The sequence below is a fragment of the Pseudomonas sp. CBC3 genome (assembly GCF_037967085.1).
Taxonomy (GTDB): Bacteria; Pseudomonadota; Gammaproteobacteria; order Pseudomonadales; family Pseudomonadaceae; genus Stutzerimonas.
The window spans coordinates 1,006,018-1,030,324 of record NZ_JBANEO010000002.1 but is presented as its reverse complement, the minus strand read 5'-3'; the positions used below and the strand labels follow the sequence as shown (position 1 = coordinate 1,030,324).

Sequence of the window (24,307 nt, the reverse complement as noted above, 5' to 3'; positions counted from 1 at the left end):
TCTCGCTCGTTAAGGCACATATTGGCTTCCTGCTGTGCAGTTAGCGAGCCGCTCCTACCTATTCATTCTGCCGATTACGTGGACACCACCCATGCCCGCCTCGCCCCTCTATCTCCTTGACCAGCTCGAAACTGCCGACATGCTCGAAATCGACGGGCTGCACGCATTCGAATTCAGTCTCAACGACGAACTGCTGGATCGCGCCGAAGCAGCAGCAAGCGCCGACGAGTCTTTCTCCAGCGAAGAAATAGTGCTGCGGATCGAGTCGCTGGACGGGCGTGAACGGCGCCGGTGGTCGTTCAGCTACAACGCCGTGATGGAAGCGCAACACGATGTCGAAGACGACAGCTGGGTGCTCGGCGAACCGCCTCAACATCGCCTCAAATGCCTGGGCGCGATCAGCGCGTGCAGCGAAGACGAATGACACCGGAACAGACGGTTCATGCGCGTCGGGAAATCCTGCCTAAAGCAAACGTCGCGCGCACCCGGTCGATTACCAAGGTCTCTACAAGCCGGCCTGCGGGCTCTATGCAACTTCGCTTGCTCAGGTACTTGGAGCGCAACTGTCTACCATCTTTTCGCGACCTGACTTCCAAGTGATTCTTCATTGAGCCTAACGAGACGGCGTCTTATCTCAGCTGCAGCCAGCCTCGCCGCCGGTAGCGTTTGCGCGTCCATTCTTTCGGATGGCGGCACGAACGATGCCTCGGAAAACGTCTTCATCCGTAAGGTAATGGAGCTGGAAGCCAGACTCGGTGCACGCATCGGCGCGGTAGTAAGAAGCTCGCATGCTGATATGCACTGGGCGTACCGGGCAGATGAGCGCTTCCCCATGTGCAGTACCTTCAAGCTGCTTGCCTCAGGTGGCCTGCTGGCTCAAGTGGATGCAGGTCGAGAGCAGCTCGATCGGATCGTCCGTTTCGAGATTGCCGATGTCGTCGACTACTCGCCGATTACGGAAAGCCAGGCCGGTGGTGATGGTATGACTCTCGCTCAGCTTTGCGAGGCTGCGCTGACGCACAGCGACAACACGGCGGGCAACCTCATCCTCGAGCAAATCGGCGGGCCAGGCGGGGTCACCGAGTTTGCCTGGTCGCTCGGCGACACGGTGACCCGGCTCGATCGCTGGGAAACCGAGCTCAACGAAGCGACACCCGGCGATCCGAGAGATACCACGACGCCAGCCGCTATGGCGCAATGCGTCGATGTCATGTTGTTCGGCGATGCTCTCTCCGCTTCATCACAACAGCAGCTGAGTGATTGGCTGGTAGCCAACAAGACTGGCGGTGCCAAGTTGCGGGCCGGCATGCCAGCCAGTTGGAGGATCGGCGACAAGACCGGTGGAGGCGATCACGGCACCATGAACGACGTGGCCGTCATCTGGCCGCCGCAACAGCACCCCTTGATCGTCAGCATTTATATGACCGAGACGGTCGCCTCGTTCGACGACCGAAACGCGGCGTTCGCCGAGCTGGGTAGGACGCTTTACGAACTGTTCGCGGTGTGAGCCGGCACAAGGCTGGCGTTGCGATCCGTCTCAGCTAACGTTGCGTATTCCATCATAGAGCGAAGGCAAACCATGCAACCTGAGATCCTGCGAGCTGAACATGCCGATGTAGGGGGCGTTTCCCGGCTATTCGATGCCTATCGGATGTTCTACGGCCAACCCTCCAATCTCGAGTTGGCCCGCAACTTTATCGCCGAACGCATCCGTAATGACGAGTCAGTGATCTTCTATGCGAGGGACACAGCAGAAAGCTATATAGGCTTCACTCAGCTTTACCCCGTCTTCTCGTCCATTTCCGCGCGCCGCTCGTGGATATTGAATGATCTCTACGTGGCCGAAAGCGCCCGAGGCCGGGGCGTCGGACGGATGCTAATGAACCGCGCCCGCGAGCATGCAATAGCAACTGGCGCGACAGGCGTATCGCTTGAAACAGCCAAGGCCAATGCCGGCGCCCAGCGTCTCTACGAGTCGTTGGGATATGCCAGGGATGACGAGTTCTACAGCTATTTTCTCGATCTGAGCGAGGGTTGATGCAGGTTATTCATGGCTTTCGCCACGCCGCAGCAATAGCGCGATAGCCAGGACCACCATCAGGCTACCCGGTAGCCAATGCCAGCCGATTCGTTGTGGTTGGGCGACAAACAGCAGCACCATCGACACGAACGGGACCAGATAGCTATAAGCAGTGACCGCGCCTGGTGTCAGCACCGCCGTGGCCCGCTGCTGCAGAAAGAAGGTCATGCCGCTCGAGAACACGCCTAGATAGATGACCAGCGCCGTGTCCCTCAGGTCCATCCGCATCAACGCGACCGGTTGCTCCCAGATCAGCCCCAGCATGCCGATCAGAATCGCGCCCATGAAGAGACTCCAGAAGGTCCGCAACCCTGCCTGCCGGGCCAGTACGCCACGATGTAAACCCCACTTGCTCAACACCGGATACAACGCCGAGGCGATGCAGCCGAAAAAGAATGCCAGTTCGCCAAAGCCGAATTTTAGCTCGGAGAGATCCCCGTTATTTTCAGCGATAGCTAGCCCTAGTGCGCCGAACGCACCCAATGCAAGAATCGCCAGCAACCGCCCCGCTGCTTGCTCGACACCCAAACCACGACCAATGCAGTAGGCCAACAGCGGCACACTGACGAACAGCGTGGCCATCGACAACGCGCTGACACGGTGCGCTGCCCAGAACATCGTGCCGAAGAAGCCAGCCAGACTCAGGCCCATCAACGCATACAGCAACAGCCCCGGAAGGCTCGGCCAGCGCTCGTCCTGTCGCCACAACAACGGGAGCAGTGCCAACGCAGCAATGCTGAAGCGGATGGCGGTCAATAGCAGCGGCGGTAGCCCTTCGCTCATCAGCCCCACCGCAGGAAAGGACAGGCCAACGAACAATGCCCAGAGCACCATGCCCAGATGCGCGCGGGTAACGCCACGGGTTGTTTTAGTCATCGCCCTGCTCCTCCAGCGTCAGTAGCAGCGCGCGCAGTCCATTCGCCAGGGCCCGCTTCTGTTCCTCATCGAGTGGCGCCTGCATGCGATGCAGCGTAGCCAGGTATTCATCGAGACAGCCGAGCAGCACGGCCTGCCCTTCGTCGCTGAGGCGTATCAACAGGCTGCGACGGTCTGCCGGATTGGCGACACGCTGAATCAGCCCGGCGGCTTCAAGTCGATCGAGCCTATTGGTCATCGCACCAGAGCTGAGCACTGCCGCGTGGCGAAGCGCGTTTGGCGTCAGCCCCTGTGGCTGACCGGCACGGTACAGCGTCGCGAGCAAATCGAACTCGCCGTCATGCAGGCCGTGCGTACGGAACACGGCGGCAATGCTGCGGTTGAGGTACTTGGAAAGCCGAAATACGCGCGTGAATATCGCCATCGGCGATGCGTCGCTTTCAGGGCGCACGTTGTGCCATTGGGCCAATACGCCGTCGACGTGGTCGCCAGCCTCGGGCTTGCGCATAAATAACTCCAGGAAAAGAATCTTTACCTAAAGCTAAATAGGCGAAGCACGGAAGGCAAGCGATAACACCGCATGCGCGAGCGCGGCGACGAGTGGCACTCGGCTGACTGAAAACCGAGCGCGTAGCCAGGTGCGCGCATCAGGAATGGTTATTTCAGCTGCGAGGGCGAATTGCGGACGATTTTGATCGAATGTGTGAGTGCTGGTTTGCGGGTAACGCTAATGGCTCTGCGCGTTACCGTGTCGATGGTGATATTCCAGAATCCCGTGTTGGGTACCTTGATCCTCGCCGGAAACTTGTCGAAGGCACCACCGTGATAGGTATGCCGACCACCATTTCTGAAACTGCGGAAGTTCTTGTCGTTCATCAAGCGGATATTGCAGGGCTGCGAACATTCAATGATTACAAAGTCGTCTTCGTTGAGGTGTTCGCGCTGGTGAATGAACTTCATGTACCGCTCCGGACCGTGTTGCTGGCAAAGGCGCAGATTACCACGGCCGCTTTCACGACTGGGTGAGCCCAGTGCGGCCCGCTTAGACCTCTGCGACGGCATTTCCCTGTTCTTTGACACAACGGCGCCGGCACAATCGGCTCTGGTGCCCAGCGCCTATCATTCATTTCCTGCTGATCAAGGATAACCGCGCATGTCTGCGGCAAGCTTTTCCGTCGATGCCACATCGCCCACTGCTCGTCGCGCCACACGCGTCGGCTTTTTCATGGCGGGGTTCGGCCTGTCCATCTGGGCGCCGCTGGTACCTTATGTACGTGAGCGCATCGAAATGAGCGATGCGCTGTTCGGCACGCTACTGCTGTGCATCGGTATCGGCTCGCTGACCTGGATGCCGCTGTCCGGGTTGCTGGTGACCCGATACGGGATTCGCCCGGTCGTGCTGTCCAGCGTGGCATTATTGCTCGTCGCGCTGGGCGGCATGGCCATGACCGAATCGATCTGGTTGCTGGCACTTTCGCTGTTCTTTTTCGGCGGCAGTCTCGGCGTCATCGATGTGGTGCTGAACATTCAAGGCGTGATGATCGAGCGCGACACCGGTAAGCGACATATGTCGAACTTTCACGGCATGTTCAGCCTGGGCTCGATCTGCGGTGCGCTGGCCCTCACCGTCGCGCTGACGCTGGGTCTCGCACCGCTAACCGGTACTCTGCTGATGATTGCGGTCATCGCAGTGGCGAACCTTGTCGTGACACCCGGATTTCTACGGGACAAAGCGCCGGCCGGCGGAGTCGCCTTCATTCGCCCCACCGGCATGGTGCTGCTGGTGGGCGCCCTGTGCTTCGTCGTCTACTTGGCCGAGGGCGCGATATTGGACTGGAGCGCCCTCTACCTCACCGAACAAAAGGCACTGGAAACGGCCAAAGGCGGTCTGGGCTACGCGAGCTTCGCATTGATGGTCACGATCGGCCGTTTCGCCGGTGGGCCTATCGTGAACGCGCTGGGGACGGCGCGCGTGATTGGTTTCGGGGGGCTGTTGGCAGCGATCGGCGTCGGCCTGAGCCTCGTGACCGAGCACTGGGCGCTCGCACTCATCGGTTATGGCCTTTGTGGGATGGGCTGCGCCAATGTCTCGCCAGTGCTGATTTCCTCTCTGAGCCGACAGCGCAGCATGCCGGTGCACCAAGCCATCACTGCCGCGACCACTATTGGCTTCGCCGGGGTGCTTGCCGGTCCGGCCTTGATTGGGGTCATCGCACACTTTGGTTCACTGACCCTCGCCTTTGGCCTTCTTGCTGCGCTGCTGGCCAGCCTTGCATTGGGTGGTCGTCGCTTCAACGAATGATCATGGAGACGCGGAGCTGCTTACCCCACTACAGACCCGCTCGCGCCCTTTGGCTAGAATGCGCGCCCTATGCGCATCCACGATATTCATCAACAGCTCGCCGAAATTGGTGCCAAGCCCGTCCACATCGGTCGGATCACGCGTGCCTGGCTCAAAGGCCAGGCGCTGGACATCGGTACCCGGCATCAGAAAACCGAAGACTTTCTGCCGCTATCGGTACGCAACGGCCTCCCCGCCGTCAGCGAAACCATTGAACGCCTGGCCCGGCTGCGCTCCGAGCATCCAGGTAATGACGGTTCCGCGCGCTTGCTGGTGGAATTGGCTGACGGTCAAATGGTGGAAAGTGTTCTCCTGCCTCGCGATGGTCTATGCGTCTCCAGCCAGGTCGGTTGTGCGGTCGGCTGCGTGTTCTGCATGACGGGCAAAAGCGGCCTGCTGCGCCAGCTAGGCAGCGCCGAGATCGTCGCCCAGGTGTCCCTCGCGCGGCGCTTCCGCCGGGTGAAGAAAGTCGTGTTCATGGGCATGGGCGAGCCGGCCCATAACCTCGATAACGTGCTCGAGGCCATCGATCTACTGGGCACCGACGGCGGCATCGGGCACAAGAATCTGGTGTTTTCCACCGTAGGCGATCCACGTGTATTCGAGCGTTTGCCTCGGCAGGAGATACGTCCCGCGTTGGCGCTATCGCTGCACAGTACCGATGCGGCGCTGCGCCGCGAGTTGCTGCCCCGAGCACCGGTGTTCGACCCTGCCGAGCTAGTCGAACTGGGTGAGGCCTATGCGCGCCTGGTCGACTATCCGATTCAGTACCAGTGGACGTTGCTCAAGGGCATCAATGACAGCCAGGAGGAAATGGACGGCATCATCCAGCTGCTCAAGGGGAAGTTCGCGATCATGAATGTGATTCCCTATAACAGCCTCGACGACGATGAATTCCAACGCCCCACCGCTGATCGCATCCATCAGATCATGCGTTACCTGCACCAGAATGGCGTTTTGACCAAGGTACGTAACTCTGCCGGCCAAGACATCGATGGCGGCTGCGGGCAACTGCGCGCCCGCGCTGAGCGAGTTATCCGTAAGCGGCAAGAATCAACCGAAAAGCCTGCATCAAAAGGCTGACGGAACGCCGGGCATTCTTCACTGTCGTAGCGCACTGACCCGCTGGCCACCTTGGCAGCCAACACCTCCCTTTCGCCGCGACAGTCAGCTCGCACGGAAACCGCATGCACACACTGGCACAACTAAAAAGCGGCGAGCTGAAGGGCGCCACGCGATTGAATCTGTCGGAACAACTTGAAATCTTTCCCAACGAGATTTTCGGCCTGGCCGATAGCCTGGAAGTACTCAACCTTTCGGGCAACCGACTCAGCAGCCTACCGCCTGATCTATGGCGGCTTCACAAACTGCGCATTCTATTTTGCTCGGACAATGCATTCACGGAGGTTCCGGCGACGCTCGGCAAATGCCTGAATCTGGAGATGGTCGGTTTCAAGGCCAACCGTATCCGGCGTCTGCCCGCCGAGGCGCTGCCACCCAAGCTCCGCTGGCTGATTCTCACCGACAATCAGCTCGAATCCCTGCCCGATGAGATAGGTCGCTGCACGCAGCTGCAAAAGCTGATGCTCGCCGGCAATCGACTGCAAGCACTGCCCGAAGGTCTTTCCCGCTGTATCAATCTAGAACTGCTGCGCATTGCCGCGAACCGCCTGCCTGCACTGCCCGACTGGCTGCTGAGCATGCCTCGGCTGACCTGGCTTGCTTTTGCCGGCAATCCATTCAGCGACGCGATCGAAATAGAGATGTTGGCGCGGCACCCGCTGCCTCCGGTCGGTCGTGACGAAATCATTCTAGGTAGCGTGCTCGGTCAGGGCGCTTCCGGCGTCATTCATCAAGCCCATTGGCAGTACGGCAACCAGGCACCGCGGCAGATGGCGGTCAAATTATTCAAAGGCAGTGTGACCAGCGATGGGCTGCCGCACAGCGAGATGGCCGCGTGCATAGCTGCCGGCGAGCATCCCGGTCTGATCGGTATCGCCGGGCCGCTGGCCGAAAGTGCCGATACGCTGCCGGGTTTGCTGATGGAGCTCATCGCATCGTCCTACCAGCCACTAGCCGGGCCGCCATCATTCGCCAGCTGCACACGCGACTGCTACGAAGCGGAGCAACGTTTTTCAGTCGGCCAGGTGTTACGCATCGCCACTAGCGTGACCTCGGTGGTCAGCCATCTTCATCGGCGTGGCATTCTTCACGGTGATCTTTACGGCCATAACCTGTTGGTCGACCCAAGCGGGGAGACCTTGCTAAGCGACTTCGGTGCGGCCTCCTTCTATGCACCGCAAAGCGCTCAGGGTCAGTCTCTCGAACGACTCGAAGTGCGAGCATTCGGCTGCTTGCTCGAAGAATTGCTGGAGCGCTGTGGCGTTGCTGATGGCCATCTCCAAGTTCAACGACTTCACACGCTGCAGCGCCAATGCCGGCTCGACAACCCAACGGATAGGCCTCGTTTCAGCGAGCTGCAGCGCGAACTGGAAAAAATTGACCAAATTAGCCTAATTCCGGCCGATTAGTTGCATGAGGTTGCGCCTAATCCCTGTACTGACGGCAACCTGACGCTATGATTCCTTCCGACTCTGACAACGACAGCTCCGCCCTATACCCAGCCACTGAAAACGCTGCTGCGCTCAAGCATGACCCGTTCATCATTGGCCTAAAGCAGCGCCTACCCGAAGCGCTTCGCGAGAGCTTCACCGAACAGCAACTGTTAGGACTTCGTAGTGCCTTCGCCACACGCTCATGGGCACGTCACAAAATCGATCTACGCGGCACCTTCCGTATTTGGAACAACCAGTATTATTTCGTCCTGGTCGGAGGGCATAACAAGCGCGGGCTGACGCGGGGCCAGCGTAACCTGTCGTTGGTGACCAAAGCCATCGCGATCACCTTGTTCCTGTTCTTTTCCGTACTGGTGGGACTGGTCGTGCTGTACTTGCTCAAGTCGGCACTCGGCATCAACCTGCTGCCGAATCATTCCCTTGGCCTTTGGGACTGGTTCAAAGGCCACTGAACCCAGGCCCGAACCATGAGGTTGCCTGTGCCGTCACGCATCGCTGAATACTGACTAGACTTCTGACAGGCGATAGCTTCGAGGTGTCTATGAGCGACGAACAAGAGCGCAAATCTCTAACCCTGCGGCAAATGCTGCAAAGCATTCTGGCCGGCGCACTGGGGGTGCAAAGCGGCAAGAATCGCGCTCGCGACTTCAGTCACGGCAAGCCCAGTCACTTCATCCTGTTGGGCCTGGGCTTTACCGTGGTGTTCGTCTTGGTGATTCTCGGCGTAGTCAAGCTAGTGCTCTATCTCGTAGGGCTGTAAATCGGCGCACTGCCGTTTACTGATGGCTGACCCAGAAAATCGCCGTCGCTACCGCCAGAAGAATCAGAACGAAAATGGCGGCAGCGTCTGCTCTACTGTCATTGCCACGCTGATTGGAAGGCTCCGACATAGCTGTTTCCCCTTGTTGTTGAGAGCTCGTCTGCTTGCAGTTAAGACCACGCAAGCGAGGCGCTCAAGGCAAGCGGTTTAAATGCTCAAAAAGCAGCGTTTCGTTCTAAACATATTCCCAAACATCACTTTTGCGTATAAACGCTAGCTGGTATCTTGCTGCCTCCCTGATGGGTGCGCGGCCGTGCGCGCGACAAGCTGTAGACAGCCTGAACAGGACTCTTATGTACGTTTACGACCAATACGATCAGCAGATCGTAAAAGAACGCGTCAACCAGTTCCGCGAACAGACCCGCCGTTACCTGGCTGGTGAACTGACCGACCCTGAATTCCTGCCGCTGCGCCTGCAGAATGGCCTGTATATCCAGCGCTACGCACCGATGCTCCGCATTGCCGTGCCCTATGGCCTGCTCTCCTCGACGCAGATTCGCAAACTGGCCGAAATCACGCGCAAGTACGACAAGGGTTATGCCCACATCAGTACCCGTACCAATGTGCAATTGAACTGGCCAGATCTCGAGGATGTTCCGGAAATTCTCGCCGAACTCTCGACGGTGCAGATGCACGCAATCCAGACCAGCGGCAACTGCATCCGCAACACCACCACCGACCAGTTCGCCGGCGTCGCCAAAGACGAGCTGATCGACCCGCGTCCGTGGTGCGAAATCATCCGCCAATGGTCGACCTTCCACCCAGAGTTCGTTCGCCTGCCTCGTAAGTTCAAGATCGCGATCAACGGTGCGGTAAGCGATCGCGCGGCGATCGGCGTGCACGATATCGGACTTGAAGCGGTGACGAACACCGAAGGCGAGCTGGGCTTCCGCGTTGCTGCCGGTGGCGGTTTGGGGCGTACCCCCATCGTTGGCAGCTTCATCAATGAATTCCTGCCCTGGAAGCACCTGCTGACCTATCTCGAAGCCATCCTACGTGTGTACAACCGCTATGGCCGTCGTGACAACAAGTTCAAGGCGCGTATCAAGATCCTGGTCAAGGCTCTGACGCCGGCAGTCTTCGCTGAACGTGTCGATGCTGAGTGGGAACATCTCAAGGACGGCCCCAGCACCTTGAACGATGAGGAAGTCCATCGGGTCAGCCAGTATTTCGTCGATCCTCCGTACAAGACCCTGGATGATCAGGACGATGCCCTCCGCCAGCTAGATGCCGAGCACACCGGCTTTGCCCGCTGGCGCGAGCGCAACGTGGTGGCGCATAAGAAACCCGGTTATGCGGCGGTCACGCTGTCGCTGAAGAGCACCGGCGTTGCGCCCGGCGACGTCACTGACAAGCAGTTAGACATGATCGCCGATCTCGCCGACCGCTACAGCTTCGGCGAAGTACGCAACTCGCACGAACAGAACATGATCCTCGCCGACGTCGAACAATCGCGTCTGTTCGAGCTATGGCACGAGCTGCGTGAATTGGGCGTCGCCACGCCGAACATCGGCTTGCTCACCGACATCATTTGCTGCCCAGGCGGTGACTTCTGCTCGCTGGCCAATGCCAAGTCGCTCCCGATTGCGGACGCCATCCAGCGTCGCTTCGATGATCTCGACTACCTATTCGATATCGGCGATCTGGACCTGAACATTTCCGGCTGCATGAACGCCTGCGGTCACCACCATGTCGGTCACATTGGCATCCTTGGCGTCGACAAGAAAGGCGCCGAGTTCTACCAGGTTTCGGTCGGCGGCAGTTCGGGTCGCGATACCACCCTTGGCCAGATCCTCGGCCCGTCCTTCGCCCAGGACGCGATGCCCGACGTCATCGAAAAAATCATTGCCGTCTACGTGGAGCAACGTAACGAAGATGAACAGTTTCTCGACACCTTCCGCCGCATCGGCATCGATCCTTTCAAGGAGCGCGTCTATGCAGCGAATCATTAAACACGATCAGGTCGTCGACGAAACCTGGCACCTGCTGCCCAGTGACGTCGCCCTGACGGACGTGCCGAACAGCGACGATGTAATAGTGCCGATGCGGCTCTGGACCGATCACGCCCATGCCCTCAAAGTGCGTGACGGCGGCTTGGGCATCTGGCTGGAGGCCGACGAAGCCATAGAGGACATCGTCGACGATCTCGAACACTTCCAGGTCGTGGCGCTGAATTTCCCAGTGTTTACTGACGGTCGTCATTTCTCCAGTGCGCGCCTATTACGTGAACGCTACGGCTACAAAGGGGAAATTCGTGCCATTGGCGACGTGCTGCGCGATCAGCTGTTTCTCATGCGCCGCTGTGGTTTCGACGCCTATGCCGTACGCGCCGATCGCGACCCCTACGATGCACTAGAAGGTCTGAAGGATTTCTCGGTGACGTACCAGTCCGCCGTGGATGAGCCGCTGCCACTGTTCCGTCGCCGACAGGGCTGATTTAGCTGTACAAAAAACCCGCCGTTCGGCGGGTTTTTTTATCGATACATCCAGAAGTTGGGATGCTCGATTTGGGCGATTTTGGCTGGCTGCTTCCTGCCGAACGTTTCCATGATTTTTTCTGCCAATGCTTTCATGACCAATTCCCGTTGCGTTGAAGTGACGCTAGCTTCTCGCAAACGACTGCCGCAACGAAATCGGTTCTGGCTATACAGCCAATAGTGTGTTCAGTCGAGCCGCACCAGCATTCGTCCTGTTTGTTGGCCCGCCAGCATTCGCTCGATCGCCTGTGGCAGTTCTTCCAGGGACACTTCCTGCACCAGTGCATTCAGGTTCGGTAGCTTCCATTGGGTCGACAACTTGTCCCACATCGAAGCCTTCGTGCTTCTTGGAATCTCGACCGAGTCGACGCCAAGCAGATTCACGCCGCGAAGGATGAACGGCAGTACATTGGCCTGGAAATTAGTCCCAGCGGTCAGGCCGCAGCAAGCGACACTGGCACCGCGCTGCAGGGACTTGATGACGTTGAACAGAATGTCGCCACCCACGGTATCGACAGCGCCCGCCCACTGCTCCTTGAGCATCGGTCTTTCCGTGCCGGATTGCAGCGCGCTACGCTCGATCACCTGAGTGGCGCCAAGGCTGGTCAGAAACTGCGTCTGTTCGACTTTGCCCGTCACGGCGGCCACGTTGTAGCCGAGCCGGGACAGCAATGCGACCGCGATACTGCCAACGCCGCCGGTCGCTCCAGTCACCAGAACTGGCGCGTCGCCCGGCATGAGGCCCGCCCGCTCAAGCTTGTCCACGCAAAGCGCAGCGGTCAGGCCTGCGGTTCCGAGGGCCATCGCTTCACGCATGGAGAGTCCCGATGGACGCTTGATCACCCACGTCGCCGGCACCCGAATGAACTGGCCGAAGCCGCCTGCTGTGTTCATTCCCAGGTCATAACCGGTAACGATCACCTCGTCGCCTTCGGAGTAGCCCGAGGCACTCGACTCGACGACTATGCCTGCTGCGTCGATGCCTGGCGTATGCGGGTAATTACGGGTAACGCCGCGATTGCCGCTGGCGGACAGGGCATCTTTGTAGTTCAGCGATGAGTAGCTGACGCGAATCAGCACCTCGCCAGCGGGCAGTTCGCTAACCTCCCGCTCGATGATGCGCGTTTCGAAACGACCATCTGCGCTTTCGCTGGTTTGCAGTGCCTTGAAGCTACTCATCAGTTACTCCTCATTGCCAGAATCGTTGTTCATTGAGTCGTGTCCAGCCCTTTAGCAGGCCGTGCTCAAGGGTAGCGCTGGCGGCCATGCCGAATCGCTCGGGAAGGCTCTTCTTCTCCGCGTAATGCAGTTGGAACAAATCCGCTTCGCGAGCCCGGGCAGCCAGGTATTCATCGCTGGTCTTCAACTCGTCAACCAACCGCTTGCCGAGGGCCGCGATACCGAGCCAGACCTCGCCGGTGGCGACATCATCGATCGATACTTGCTGGCGATATCGCGCGACAAAATTTTTGAACAGTTCGTGTGTCGTTTCCAAATCGTCCTGAAACTTCTCCCGCCCTTTCTCGGTGTTTTCGCCAAAAATCGTCAGAGTCCGCTTGTATTCGCCGGCGGTCAGCACCTCGACATCGACATCGTGCTTCTTCAGTAGCCGATGCACGTTGGGCAACTGTGCGACAACACCGATGGAGCCAAGGATTGCAAAAGGTGCGCTGAGAATTTTCTGGCCGATGCACGCCATCATGTATCCGCCGCTTGCAGCGACCTTGTCGACGCACACCGTCAGCGGAACGCCCGCATCACGGATGCGAACCAGCTGCGAGGCAGCGAGCCCATAACCGTGAACCATGCCGCCGCCGCTTTCCAGACGTAGAACGACCTCGTCCTGCGGCGTAGCGAGGGTCAGCAGTGCGGTAATTTCATGACGAAGGTTGTCGACCGCCGACGCCTTGATATCTCCATCGAAATCGAGCACGAACACCCGCGGACGGCTCTCCGGGTTTTTCTTTGCCAGCTTGGCGGCTTTGGCCTCACGCTTGCGCTGCAGCTTGAGCTGATCCTTGTCGACCAACGATTGCTCGAGGCGCTCACGCATCGATTTATAAAAGTCATTCAATTTGTGGACTTCGAGGTGGCCACCCGAATGCCGGGACCGCCCACGCCGCAACGAGGCAAGCGCGATAAGCACCACCAGCACAGCGATCACCAAGGTTACGGTCTTCGCCAGAAAGCTTGCATAGTCAGCAAGAAAGTCCACAGATCCTCCTAGGATTTAACGGTCGCCAGCAGAGACGCGGCGTGGCACAAACCGGCCAAGCATACCGAGTACTCGTGTATCTGAGCCAGCAGAGCTCAATTCAAACAAACGTATGATTTATCGTTGACACTCCAGAACGATCCCCCTACCCTCGCGAAAACAGGGGATCTGGAGCGGAGCATGGGTAGTATCTACCTGATCAGGCATGGTCAGGCGTCGTTTGGCGCGGACAACTACGATGTGCTCTCCCCGCTCGGCTTTCAGCAATCAGCTGCGTTGGGCAATTATTTCAACCAACTGGATATTCGCTTCGACCGCTGCTTGAGCGGAGAGTTGGAGCGTCAGCAGGACACGGCGAAGACGACTCTTGAGCGCATGAGCTCTTGTCATAACAGGCCGTTGCCGCCTCTGGAAATAGATTCGGCCTTCAATGAATTTCATGCCGACGAAGTGATTCGTGCGCACATGGACGATCTGCTGGCCTTCGAACCCAATGCTATGCAAATCCTTGCCAACGCAGCCGATCACCGGGCTGAATTTCAACGCCTGTTTCAGTATGTCATTCAGCGCTGGGTGTCTGGCGAACATGAAAAGGATGACTTGGAGAGCTGGCAGTGTTTCATCGACCGCGTTCAGGACGGCCTGAACCGCCTACTCGACCAGGCAGACAAAAAAGACCATATCGCCGTCTTCACATCTGGCGGCACCATTACGGCACTGCTTCAATTGGTCATCGGTGTGCCGCCCATCAAGGCGTTCGAATTGAACTGGCAGATCGTCAACACCTCGCTCAGTCGACTCAGATTTCGTGATCGTGATGTCGCGCTGGCGACGTTCAATAGTCATGTACATCTGGATCTGATGAAAATTCCGGAGCTCGTCACCTACCGATAAGCTCCAGCCGCCTGCAGCCCGAGGCTGCATGTTTACTCCACGACACAAAGGGACATATCCGATGAGCAACGTCGACGAAACCATTCAGGGCATGAAGGCCAAGTTCAACCCCAGCGCTGCGGCCGGCCTGGATCTGGTTTTTCAGTTCAATATCACCGATGCAGAGAACTACTACCTCGTCGTCAAAGACGGCACTTGCGACTTCCACAAAGGTGAGTCTGCCGACGCCAACGTTACGCTAATCATGGATAGCGAAACCATGCAGGGCGTCATCAGCGGCGAAACCGACGGCATGCAGGCATTCATGGCCGGCAAGCTCCGCGCCGAGGGCGACATGATGCTTGCTCTGAAGCTGAGCGAACTGTTCCCGGCCTGATCAGCCGTTGCGTAAAAAAGCCGAAGTCGTATGACTTCGGCTTTTTTATGCGCTTTTTACTGACGTTCATGCATTAGGCAGTTTGATTACGCGGCAACACCCCGGCCAATAACGACGCACTTTGCTTGGTGATGCCCGTACCGCACATTAGATTACGAACGCCGGATGGTCAGAGGGTATCGAATGCGCGCCTGCCAATGACCTGCTCATCGGCATCGATTATAAAAAGGGACAAGCATGGCATTAACAGATCAGACCAGCCGCATACGAGACGGTGAAGAGCTGCCTACCGAAGTCATCGACCAATACCTGAAAGGTCAGATTTCTGGTCTGGAAGGCACGCCGAATATCACGCAGTTTCCAGGGGGCGCGTCCAACCTGACTTATCTGCTGGAATATCCGAGGCAGGAGTTCGTGCTACGTCGCCCTCCGTTTGGTCACAAGGCCAAGTCAGCGCACGACATGGGCCGTGAATACCGAATTCTCAACCAACTGAACGCTGGTTTTCCCTACTGCCCCAAAGCCTATGCGTACTGCACTGACGAGACGCTTATAGGTGCCGAGTTCTATGTCATGGAGCGCGTCAAGGGCATCATCTTGCGAGAGGATATTCCCGCTGAGCTGGGCTTCACCCCAGACCAAACAACCGCGCTGTGCAAAAGCTTCATCGACAAGTTCGTCGAGCTCCACAATGTCGATTACAACACCTGCGGCCTGGGCGACCTGGGCAAACCCGAAGGTTACGTGCAACGTCAGATCAACGGCTGGATCGACCGTTACGAGCGGGCGATCACGCCTGACGCACCCTCCTGGGAGCAGGTAAAGGCCTGGCTGCGCGATAAGATGCCAGCGGATCACCACAAGCCGGCAATCGTTCACAACGACTACCGATTCGACAATGTGATTCTCAGCCCAGATAACCCAATGGAGATCATCGGCGTCCTGGACTGGGAAATGACGACCCTCGGCGACCCACTGATGGATCTGGGAAACACGCTCGCTTATTGGATCGAAGCGACGGACCCACCTCCCATGCAGCTGATCCGTAAGCAACCCAGCAACGCGCCGGGCATGCTGACGCGCCAGCAATTCGTCGATTACTACGCCGAGCGTGCTGGCATTCGCATCGACAACTTCGACTACTACTACACCTACGGCCTGTTCCGCCTCGCCGCTATCGTGCAACAGATCTACTACCGCTATTTCCACGGCCAGACGCAAGACAAGCGGTTCTCGAGGTTCGTTCAGATGAACGCCCTGCTCGAGCATGTGAGCCTGCAGGTCATTAACAAATCGAAGCTGTAACACAGCTCACCATGAGGAATGTTTCCATGAGCAAAACAACTCTGTTCGATCTGGACGGCAAGATCGCGTTCGTCTCGGGTGCCAGCCGAGGTATTGGCGAGGCGATTGCCAAGCTCCTGGCTCAGCAAGGTGCCCACGTCATTGTTTCCAGCCGCAAGATCGAAGGTTGTCAGGCTGTCGCGGATGCAATCGTTGCCGCGGGTGGCAAGGCGACGCCGGTGGCCTGCCACATTGGTGAGCTGGAGCAGATCCAGGCCGTCTTCGCTCAGATTCGGGAACAATTCGGCCGACTGGACATTCTGGTCAACAACGCAGCGACCAATCCTCAGTTCTGCCACATTCTCGACACTGACGTCTCGGCATTCCAGAAGACCGTTGACGTGAACATTCGTGGTTACTTCTTCATGTCCGTCGAGGCCGGCAAATTGATGCGCGAGCATGGCGGCGGCAGCATCATTAACGTTGCGTCCATCAACGGTGTGACACCAGGCAATTTCCAGGGGATCTATTCGGTCACCAAGGCTGCGGTCATCAACATGACCAAGGCGTTCGCCAAGGAATGCGCCCCGCAGGGCATTCGCTGCAACGCGTTGCTACCGGGTCTGACTGACACCAAGTTCGCTTCGGCACTGGTCAAGAACGACTCGATTCGCGAAGAAGCGCTGCGTCATATCCCGCTGCACCGCGTCGCCGACCCCAGCGAAATGGCCGGCGCCGTCCTGTATCTGGCCAGCGATGCATCGAGCTACACCACCGGCCTGTCGCTCAATGTGGACGGCGGTTATCTCGCCTGATCGATCTGGAAACGAAAAAAGGGAACCTTCGGGTTCCCTTTTCATTTTCAAACCCTTTTCACCAGTTCTTCATTGCCTGCTCGGCAGCAACATTCGCTGGCGTCGCGCGCAAGCCGGTGGGAGCCATTTCCAGCGTGTAGGCAGCCCCATCGGCGATCGGCAGATAGCTGAGACGCCGGAGCTGCGCATCAAGCATCAGGGGTGCGCAGCGACAACGGTGCAACCAGCTCCAGAAATCCACCCCGCCCCAGCTGTGTCCGAGTTCGACGTACGGATGATGAGCCTGATTCTGTTGCTCGACGGCCAGGTAACGCCCCGAAAGCTTCTCAAGGCGGTAGCCGGGCTTCAAACCAATCAATGCCGCCAACCCCTTCCAGTAAAGCGCCCGCAAATCGAGTTGCCAGAGATCGCCTTCCAGCGTGACAAAGCGGACATGCTCATTTTCCTCGACCCTGACTTGATAGCGCTGTTGACCATCGGCCTGAAATGACAGCGAAGCCAGCGGCTTGCCCTGGGCGAGAGGCTGATAGGTTTTGACGTCCCAGGCAGTCAGGCCGATCAGCCCAGCAAGCGCGAGGACCAGCATGCCCAAGGTGCCACGCAACCAGCCAAGCAGCCAATTTCCGCCAAACAGCATGCGTACCGCTATCAGTGCAATGATGAACGCAACTAGCGCGACAACCACTGCCAGCCCCAGATACTGCATGACCCGCCTTCCCTACAAACCTGACGGGGCATTATCCGCAGCCCCATATCGTGCATCCAGCGACAGATCGGAACAGTGGCAACGAGTCGACATTCTGCTGCCTTTCTCTTGGTGAACAGCAAGGAAGCCGTGTTGAACGACATGCCATTGGCTTATCACGATGCAAACGGCATCATGCATCGCCTGTGTTCTTCTATTCGCTCACGAGAGCCCATACCGATGCTTGAATTCGCTGCGGACCCGCTGGTGCTAGCCGCCCTCATGGCCGTAGCCTTTCTAGCGGGTTTCATCGATGCGATTGCCGGTGGGGGTGGGCTATTGACGCTACCCGCATTGCTAACCGCCGGCCTGCCGCCACATCTGGTTCTTGGCACCAACAAGCTGTCCGCAACATTCGGCTCGGCCATGGCGAGCTACACCTTTTATCGCCGCAAGCTGTTCGATCCGACGCAATGGCGATTCGCGCTCGTGGCCACCGCCATCGGAGCAGCGCTGGGTGCTGGACTTGCACATCTGATCCCGGCTGACTGGCTTAATCAACTGCTGCCCTTGGTGGTTTTCGGCTGCGGACTGTATCTGCTTTTTGGTCGTGTTCCGACCACGCCGCGAGCCGACGCTGCGCCGATAGGCAAGCGCCGCCAGTGGCCACAGGGTCTGACACTGGGCTTCTACGATGGCATAGCCGGCCCCGGTACTGGGGCATTCTGGACCGTCAGCAATATGCTTCTTTACCCGCTCGACCTGCTCAAGGCTAGTGGCGTGGCACGCAGCATGAACTTCGTCAGTAACGGGGTCGCGCTCGCCGTGTTCATCATCAGCGGCCAGGTCGCTTGGGCGCTGGGGATCGGAATGGGTATCGCCTTGATGGGGGGCGCCTACCTTGGCGCACGCACGGCGATCCAGGGCGGATCAAGGTTCATCCGGCCGATCTTCATTTCGGTCGTACTGGTGCTGAGCCTGCGGTTAGCCTGGCAGCATTGGTTCGGGACGGCCTAGCCGTTGCGCCAGATACAGCTCGATCAGGTAACGTGCGATGGATTTGGGGGCCGGAAGCGCGGGCAAATCGTGGATGGAAAACCATCCGGCATCTTCGATCTCTTCAGGCTGCATCACGATTTCACCCGATGCGTAGTCGGCATGGAACCCCAGCATGAGCGAGTGCGGGAACGGCCAGCCCTGGCTGCAAATGTACCGAGGCTCGTGGATCGAAACTCCCACCTCTTCATGCACTTCGCGTCGAACACATTGCTCGACCGATTCGCCCGGTTCAACGAAGCCAGCCAGCGTACTGTAGAGACCCGGTGCGAACCGAGGTGAGCGGGCCAGCAGCAGTTCGTCGCCGTGGGTGACAAGAACGATCATGCTCGGGGAAATGCGCGGGTAATGATGAATACCGCAGGTCTCACATTGCATCGCCCGCTCGGTCGGATGCTGACGCATCGGGTTGCCGCAACTGCCGCAGAAGCGATGATGATTGGCCCAAGTGCCGATCTGTGCCGCGAAGCCCAGCATGCGGAACCTGTCGGTATCGTCATCCTGCATCATGAGTTGCCGCAGGCTCTGCCAGGCCGCACCGGGCACCTCGACCGGATGCGCCAATTCCAGCAAAAACACCTGGTCGCCGTCGAAATAGCCCAAGCCCTGCTCGCTGAGCAGCGGTAATTCGAGGCGCTTGAGCCAGCCTCTCGGAAACAGCACGCCATTGGCGTCGAAAAGAAAGCCATGCTGGCAATGTACGACCGCCCACCCACCTTCGCCCGCAGGGTCAAGCAATGCCGGCTGCCAGCGCAAGCTCATCAGGCCGCCACCGGAAGACCCAACGCCCTGACGCTCTCGGTCGCGAGGTCCAGCACGCTGGCACGTGAATCGTCGCGCCGCAATATCGCTCCGCCGTCGAGGTAGTACTCAAGGCTGGTCAGCGCATCAGCCAGGGTCTCGAGGGTTTGCTCCGATGGCACTTGCACACCTTCGAGCATCTGTTTCTGAATGAAGTCAGCGCATGCACCGATCAGCTCGGCGGCGCGATTCTGCTCCAAAAAGTGCAGCCCGCCACGAACCGCCATCAGACTGAAGGGGACGTTAGCCAGATGCAGCTTCTCTCCGTTGGATTCCAGATAAGCAGTAATGGCGCGCTTGGCCAATGCCAGGCCTGCGGTCGCTTCTCCAATGACAACGATGCAAGCTTCGGTGAGCTGGTGATTGGCGAACGCTTCAGCTTCATGACCTGGCTGTGCAATTTGCGGGCGCGTATCACGACGCTCGCCGCGCTCCAGGCTTGCAACCATACTTTCCACATATAGCACCGCATCGGCCAATTTGAGCAAAGCCGGTGAATCCGGTGCCTCCCCGGCGCTCCAGCTCGATACTGCCGCGAGCTGTGCATGCAAGGTGCTTGATGCCGAAGACAGACCAACCATTCCCAGGGTCTTCGCCAGTTTGCCCAGCAGGCTATGCAGAGTGGCATAGGATTCGGCCGGAGCCGTCTGTCTTTCGATGAGGTCGAGCAGATCCTTGAGGCTTGCCAGTTCCTCGCGAATCGCTGATGACAACGAGCGCATCACCGCCTGGCCGGGGCCGGCAAGACGCTGGGACTCATCCTCGAGAAGGTGATCGGTAAAGGGGAGCGGGCCAAGAGAAAAGATTTCCCGGACCTGGGTAGCCATGGGTCCGTTACTTTCTGCCAGTGCAACCAGATACAGCAGCTCTTTGAGCAGAACACGCGGCGGCTCGTAGGTAGCATTGCTGCTGAGCTGTCGAAGCTCACGGTCGAGCCTGGAGAACAACTGTTTGCGCGATTGACGCGGGAGCAGCTGACCATCCAGCTGGGCCTCCACAGCTGCACTACCCAGCCAACACAATCGCCCTGCAGGCGTGCTGGCGAACAGCAGATCCAAGCGGCAAAGTGCACGTGCCATAAGCTTGAGGCTCGCCGCAGCGTTGTCTTCGCGAATGAAGCCAAGCAGACCGACTTGATACATCTGGCGCAAACGCCGAGCTTCGGTCGCTCGCACAGCAGGCTCCCGCACCGCTGCAACCACCGCAGGCCGGGCATGGTCTAGCCGAGCGCTGAAGAAAAAGCTTTCGGGCAACGGTGACTGCTCGCTGGCAAGGCGCAACGCATTGATCGCCGGGAGTAACAGTTCAGGCATTTCCTGACGAGTCGCGTCGACGCTTTCCAGGTAGCGCTCCAGCACGTACAGCGCGTTGCTCAGCGCCGCCAACTGCGTATCCCGCTCCCCGCCTGCCCCAACCGGAATATCGGTCGCCAGCTGAAGCATTTCCTGTGCGAGCAGCTCGGCTCCCGTCAACTCGATGAGCTTAAGGGTCCCGCGAACCTGTTTGAGATTTTCGACAGCCTGTTGCAGCAGGCTGCCGTTATTACGGTCGATGATGAAATGCTCGAGGCTCTGCTCGGCCTCCTCCATGGTAGCGAACAACTCATCGCGAACCAGGCTGAGTGAAGTAGCTCCGGTAACCATGCCTAGCGCGCCTCCCGCGCAACGTTTAGATGGTTCATCAGTCGGCGAAATCCGGTTTCTGTTTACTCATATGAGCGGCCATGGCTACTTTGAGATCGGCCGACTGAAGCATTGCCGCATTCCAGGTAGCGATGTACTCGAGGCCATCGTCGACACGGTGATCACGCATATAACGGATCATTTGTTTGGTGCCGCGAATGGCGACCGGCGACTTCGCGGCGATCTCAGCCGCGAGTGCGAATACGGCAGCCATGAGGGCAGGTTGGTCGGCATACGCCCGATTGACCAAACCAATGACCTGCGCTTCCTGTCCATCCACGCTTCGCCCGGTGTAGGCGAGTTCGCGCATCATTCCATCGCCAATGATTCGTGGCAGACGCTGCAGCGTGCCGACATCCGCTGCCATGCCCATGTCGATTTCCTTGATGGAAAATCGCGCATCGAGCGTGCTGTAACGCATATCACATGCGGCAATGAGATCTATTGCACCGCCGATGCAATAACCCTGAATGGCTGCGATAACCGGCTTTCGGCAGTTATCCACTGCATTGAACGAGGCCTGAAGCTTGAGTATCTGGCGGCGCAGGCTTTCTGCGTTGCGCCCGATATCCGTGCCCATCTGCATGGCGGCCTGTGCCAGCAGCTGTAGATCGATACCGGCCGAAAAATGTTTGCCCTCACCGGACAACACCACCACCCGAACCTCATCCGTATCGTCAATCCATTGGAAGATCTCGACGATTTCGCTCCAGAACGCAGCGTTCATGGCGTTGAGCTTGTCCGGCCGGTTGATCGCTACATGAGCGACTTTGTCCTTCAACTCCACACGGAAGGCTTGGTATTCAGTCACGCTATCATCCTCGACAGCCGAGGCACCTCAGTGCCTGAAACAGTGGGACAGTCCCTCCCCAGGGACTGCTCTCAGCCGAACAACTATAACAACAGCCGAGTGAAAGTCGATGCGGGAGGTTGTGACCCAGCCCACGGCCTTGCGCATCATCGGCTTTGACATTCGGCGATATCGCCAAGGCGACCAATCACCCTTCCAGGATGCAATCGACCGTATAGCGCATGCCGTCCGGGTGATCCTCGAGCTGCAGCCCGTGGACATCGGCATCAAAGCCCGGAAAGCGCGCGGCGAAACGTTGTGCGAATTGGAGGTAGTCGAGTATCGAGCGCGTCTCAGCAGTGAACCGCTCGCCTGGCATGATCAGCGGAATCCCAGGCGGATAAGGCACCAGCATCACAGCGGCGATACGGCCCTCCAGCGCTTCGATGGGCACCGCCTCCACCTCGCCACGGACAAGCTTGTCATAGGCATCAGCCGGTTTCATCGCCAACGCCGGCAGCGCCGTATACATCCGCCGCATGGCTCTGGCGGTCGCGTTCTCCCGATAGCAGTCATGCAACGATTCGCAGAGGTCTCGCAGCCCCATGCCGACATACTGGCTGCCGCCGGCCTGCACTACGGAGGGCAGTGCATCGCACAGTGGTACGTTGTTGTCGTAGTGACGCTTGAACTCCAACAACTCGGTCAGCAAGGTGCTCCACTTACCCTTGGTTATCCCCATGGAAAAGAGGACCAGGATCGAGTAGAGACCGGTCTTTTCCACCACTAGGCCGCGCTCCCAGAGAAATTTGCTGACGACTGCCGCAGGAATGCCGCTCTCGCCCAGCTTGCCACCGGCGGTAAGCCCGGGGGTAACTAACGTGACCTTGATCGGATCGAGCAGCACGTAGTCATTCGCGACGTCGCCGAAACCATGCCAGTCCGCTTCAGGCTCCAGCAACCAGTCCGCCGTGACCAGCTCGTCGGCTCCGTCCGCTGCCGTGGGCTGCCAGATACTGAACCACCAGTCGCCCTCAGGCAGATGCTGTCGAAGATTGGCCAGCGCGCGCCGAAAGCTCAGCGCCTCGTCGAAGGTCTCCTGAATCAGCGAGCGGCCGGCGGGGCCTTCCATCATGGCCGAAGCCACATCGAGCGATGCGAGAATGCCGTACTGCGGCGATGTCGAGATATGCATCATGAAGGCTTCATTGAAGCGATCACGATCCAGCTGCCGCTGCTCGCTATCGAGCACATGGATCATCGAAGCCTGGCTGAACGCCGCCAATACTTTGTGCGTCGAGTGGGTGGTGAACACCAGGGGCCCCTGCTCGCGCGTGTCCATTCCATAGCGGCCGTCATAAAACTCGTGAAACGCGGCATAGGCGTACCAGGCCTCGTCGAAATGCAGCACATCGACACTGTTGCCGAGGGTTCGCTTGATCAGGTTGGCGTTGTAGCAAAGGCCGTCGTAGGTGGAGTTGGTCACGACTGCCAGCTTCACCCTCGGCGCACGCCCGCGTGTCAGCGGGTTGGCGTCGATCTTGGCTTGAATCGAGGCCGGAGAAAACTCTTCGAGCGGAATGGGACCGATGATGCCGAGCTCGTTGCGTGACGGCACCAGATAGAGCGGAATCGCGCCGGTCATGATGATCGAGTGCAGTATCGACTTATGGCAGTTACGGTCCACCAATACCAGGTCGTCGCGCGCCACCATCGAGTGCCAGACGATCTTGTTGGCGGTTGACGTGCCGTTGATCACGAAAAACGTATGATCGGCGCCAAAATTGCGCGCCGCACGCGCCTCGGCTGCCGCCAGCGGACCGGTGTGATCGAGCAGCGAACCGAGCTCGGGCACCGACACCGACAGATCGGAGCGCAGCGTGTTTTCGCCGAAAAACTGGTGAAACGCCTGGCCGACCGGGCTCTTGCGAAAAGCAACCCCACCGCCATGACCCGGTGTGTGCCACGAATAATTCGAGTCGCCCGTATGCTGAACCAGCGCGCGGAAAAACGGGGGCAGCAGGCCCTCCAGATAGGCGCGTGTAGCTCGTGCCACCTGCCGCGCCAGAAAAGGCACCGTATCCTCGAAGAGATACAGCAGCCCACGCAGCTCATTCAGATCGGCCATCGCTTCGGCCGGAGCGTTCTCGATGGTGATCTGCTCGCCCAGCGCAAATATAGGAAGCTGTGGAGCACGACGCCTGGCGACACGGATCAACCCTACGACGTCCTGCAGCAGTCGCTGGTTCTCACCCGCGCCTTCGGCAGCGACCAGAATGCAGGCCAAGCCATGATGCGTCGAAGCGACGATACGGCCTTCAGCAGCGCTTGCGGTAGGAAGGATATGAAAGCCGTCGCGCTCGAGCTCAGTCGCGATTTCGCGAACCCGCTCGCCGGCGACGGTATCAGCCTTGATGTCGCGATGAACGATAAGGATGGGAAATTTCAGATCTTTGTACATGAGTGCTTCCTGAGAGCGTTCCCCTTCAGCGTAGAAGGTCCGCCCCCAAGCACCAAGCGTGAAATGCGATTGCGCCAG

The 24,307-nt window shown here is 58.7% G+C and carries 25 protein-coding genes; 15 read left to right on the top strand and 10 right to left on the bottom strand.

Going from position 1 to position 24,307, the window contains the following annotated elements; all coding sequences use genetic code 11:
- Positions 1-91: 91 nt before the first annotated feature.
- The 3 genes from V6943_RS11940 (at position 92) to V6943_RS11930 (ending at position 2,038) form a co-directional block, all read left to right on the top strand.
- Entirely contained in the window at positions 92-424 is a 333-nt protein-coding gene (locus V6943_RS11940; protein WP_131648675.1) for a DUF5629 family protein, read from the top strand.
- Positions 425-733: 309 nt separating this feature from the next.
- On the top strand, positions 734-1,507 hold the full coding sequence (gene bla, locus V6943_RS11935) for a class A beta-lactamase (protein ID WP_181103965.1): 774 nt from the start codon (positions 734-736) through the stop codon (positions 1,505-1,507).
- 72 nt (positions 1,508-1,579) lie between these two features.
- Positions 1,580-2,038, top strand: a complete 459-nt coding sequence (locus V6943_RS11930) for a GNAT family N-acetyltransferase (protein WP_340553581.1) — start codon at positions 1,580-1,582, stop codon at positions 2,036-2,038.
- Between the two features lie 6 nt (positions 2,039-2,044).
- Here V6943_RS11930 and V6943_RS11925 read toward each other — a convergent pair whose 3' ends face one another.
- From V6943_RS11925 to V6943_RS11915, 3 genes are all read right to left on the bottom strand, one after another.
- Positions 2,045-2,956: a DMT family transporter gene (locus V6943_RS11925; protein WP_181103710.1), complete on the bottom strand. Its 912-nt coding sequence runs from the start codon at positions 2,954-2,956 to the stop codon at positions 2,045-2,047.
- Complete coding sequence (locus tag V6943_RS11920) at positions 2,949-3,464, bottom strand: MarR family winged helix-turn-helix transcriptional regulator (protein ID WP_181103712.1); 516 nt, start codon at positions 3,462-3,464, stop codon at positions 2,949-2,951. Before V6943_RS11920 ends, V6943_RS11925 begins: the two co-directional genes overlap by 8 nt.
- 149 nt (positions 3,465-3,613) lie before the next feature.
- A complete protein-coding gene (locus tag V6943_RS11915; protein ID WP_131648671.1) occupies positions 3,614-3,916 on the bottom strand; it encodes a DUF1883 domain-containing protein in 303 nt (100 codons plus the stop codon).
- 193 nt (positions 3,917-4,109) lie between these two features.
- Between V6943_RS11915 and V6943_RS11910 the strand changes: the two genes are divergently transcribed.
- The 7 genes from V6943_RS11910 to V6943_RS11880 all read left to right on the top strand — a co-directional run bounded on the left by V6943_RS11910 (position 4,110) and on the right by V6943_RS11880 (position 11,129).
- Positions 4,110-5,258 (top strand): MFS transporter, encoded by a 1,149-nt coding sequence (locus tag V6943_RS11910; protein WP_340553580.1) that lies wholly within the window; start codon positions 4,110-4,112, stop codon positions 5,256-5,258.
- A gap of 69 nt (positions 5,259-5,327) precedes the next feature.
- Positions 5,328-6,380, top strand: coding sequence for an RNA methyltransferase (locus V6943_RS11905; RefSeq protein WP_340553579.1), 1,053 nt, complete (start codon positions 5,328-5,330; stop codon positions 6,378-6,380).
- A 104-nt stretch (positions 6,381-6,484) separates the two neighbouring features.
- Positions 6,485-7,828: a leucine-rich repeat-containing protein kinase family protein gene (locus V6943_RS11900; protein ID WP_340553578.1), complete on the top strand. Its 1,344-nt coding sequence runs from the start codon at positions 6,485-6,487 to the stop codon at positions 7,826-7,828.
- Positions 7,829-7,875: 47 nt separating this feature from the next.
- On the top strand, positions 7,876-8,325 hold the full coding sequence (locus V6943_RS11895) for a 3-phosphoshikimate 1-carboxyvinyltransferase (protein WP_181103720.1): 450 nt from the start codon (positions 7,876-7,878) through the stop codon (positions 8,323-8,325).
- A gap of 89 nt (positions 8,326-8,414) precedes the next feature.
- Positions 8,415-8,633 (top strand): DUF2970 domain-containing protein, encoded by a 219-nt coding sequence (locus tag V6943_RS11890; RefSeq protein WP_131648666.1) that lies wholly within the window; start codon positions 8,415-8,417, stop codon positions 8,631-8,633.
- A gap of 353 nt (positions 8,634-8,986) precedes the next feature.
- Positions 8,987-10,645 (top strand): nitrite/sulfite reductase, encoded by a 1,659-nt coding sequence (locus tag V6943_RS11885; RefSeq protein WP_340553577.1) that lies wholly within the window; start codon positions 8,987-8,989, stop codon positions 10,643-10,645.
- Positions 10,629-11,129, top strand: coding sequence for a DUF934 domain-containing protein (locus V6943_RS11880; RefSeq protein WP_340553576.1), 501 nt, complete (start codon positions 10,629-10,631; stop codon positions 11,127-11,129). The genes V6943_RS11885 and V6943_RS11880 overlap by 17 nt, the downstream gene beginning before the upstream one ends.
- Before the next feature lie 227 nt (positions 11,130-11,356).
- On the opposite strand, the gene V6943_RS11875 is transcribed toward V6943_RS11880, so the two are convergent.
- Both V6943_RS11875 and sohB read right to left on the bottom strand, forming a co-directional pair.
- On the bottom strand, positions 11,357-12,349 hold the full coding sequence (locus V6943_RS11875) for a YhdH/YhfP family quinone oxidoreductase (RefSeq protein ID WP_340553575.1): 993 nt from the start codon (positions 12,347-12,349) through the stop codon (positions 11,357-11,359).
- A gap of 10 nt (positions 12,350-12,359) precedes the next feature.
- Positions 12,360-13,385 (bottom strand): protease SohB, encoded by a 1,026-nt coding sequence (gene sohB, locus V6943_RS11870; RefSeq protein ID WP_340553574.1) that lies wholly within the window; start codon positions 13,383-13,385, stop codon positions 12,360-12,362.
- Between the two features lie 180 nt (positions 13,386-13,565).
- Between sohB and V6943_RS11865 the strand changes: the two genes are divergently transcribed.
- The 4 genes from V6943_RS11865 (at position 13,566) to V6943_RS11850 (ending at position 16,754) form a co-directional block, all read left to right on the top strand.
- Positions 13,566-14,279 carry a histidine phosphatase family protein gene (locus tag V6943_RS11865; RefSeq protein ID WP_340553733.1) on the top strand — a complete coding sequence of 238 codons (714 nt, stop codon included), beginning with the start codon at positions 13,566-13,568 and terminating at the stop codon, positions 14,277-14,279.
- 61 nt (positions 14,280-14,340) lie between these two features.
- On the top strand, positions 14,341-14,655 hold the full coding sequence (locus tag V6943_RS11860; protein WP_045427587.1) for an SCP2 sterol-binding domain-containing protein: 315 nt from the start codon (positions 14,341-14,343) through the stop codon (positions 14,653-14,655).
- A 237-nt stretch (positions 14,656-14,892) separates the two neighbouring features.
- On the top strand, positions 14,893-15,960 hold the full coding sequence (locus V6943_RS11855) for a phosphotransferase family protein (RefSeq protein ID WP_340553573.1): 1,068 nt from the start codon (positions 14,893-14,895) through the stop codon (positions 15,958-15,960).
- Positions 15,961-15,986: 26 nt separating this feature from the next.
- Positions 15,987-16,754, top strand: coding sequence for an SDR family oxidoreductase (locus V6943_RS11850; RefSeq protein ID WP_131648659.1), 768 nt, complete (start codon positions 15,987-15,989; stop codon positions 16,752-16,754).
- A 58-nt stretch (positions 16,755-16,812) separates the two neighbouring features.
- On the opposite strand, the gene V6943_RS11845 is transcribed toward V6943_RS11850, so the two are convergent.
- On the bottom strand, positions 16,813-17,460 hold the full coding sequence (locus V6943_RS11845) for a hypothetical protein (protein ID WP_340553572.1): 648 nt from the start codon (positions 17,458-17,460) through the stop codon (positions 16,813-16,815).
- 219 nt (positions 17,461-17,679) lie between these two features.
- On the opposite strand from V6943_RS11845, the gene V6943_RS11840 reads away from it, so the two are divergent.
- A complete protein-coding gene (locus tag V6943_RS11840; protein WP_131648657.1) occupies positions 17,680-18,456 on the top strand; it encodes a TSUP family transporter in 777 nt (258 codons plus the stop codon).
- Here the strand turns inward: V6943_RS11840 and nudC are convergent.
- The 4 genes from nudC to V6943_RS11820 all read right to left on the bottom strand — a co-directional run bounded on the left by nudC (position 18,424) and on the right by V6943_RS11820 (position 24,229).
- A complete protein-coding gene (gene nudC, locus V6943_RS11835) occupies positions 18,424-19,257 on the bottom strand; it encodes an NAD(+) diphosphatase (protein ID WP_340553571.1) in 834 nt (277 codons plus the stop codon). The genes V6943_RS11840 and nudC overlap by 33 nt on opposite strands.
- Positions 19,257-20,939, bottom strand: a complete 1,683-nt coding sequence (locus V6943_RS11830; RefSeq protein WP_340553570.1) for a ferrous iron transporter B — start codon at positions 20,937-20,939, stop codon at positions 19,257-19,259. Before V6943_RS11830 ends, nudC begins: the two co-directional genes overlap by 1 nt.
- A gap of 37 nt (positions 20,940-20,976) precedes the next feature.
- A complete protein-coding gene (locus V6943_RS11825) occupies positions 20,977-21,789 on the bottom strand; it encodes a crotonase/enoyl-CoA hydratase family protein (RefSeq protein ID WP_340553569.1) in 813 nt (270 codons plus the stop codon).
- A 187-nt stretch (positions 21,790-21,976) separates the two neighbouring features.
- Positions 21,977-24,229, bottom strand: a complete 2,253-nt coding sequence (locus V6943_RS11820) for an arginine/lysine/ornithine decarboxylase (RefSeq protein ID WP_340553568.1) — start codon at positions 24,227-24,229, stop codon at positions 21,977-21,979.
- Positions 24,230-24,307 lie beyond the last annotated feature (78 nt).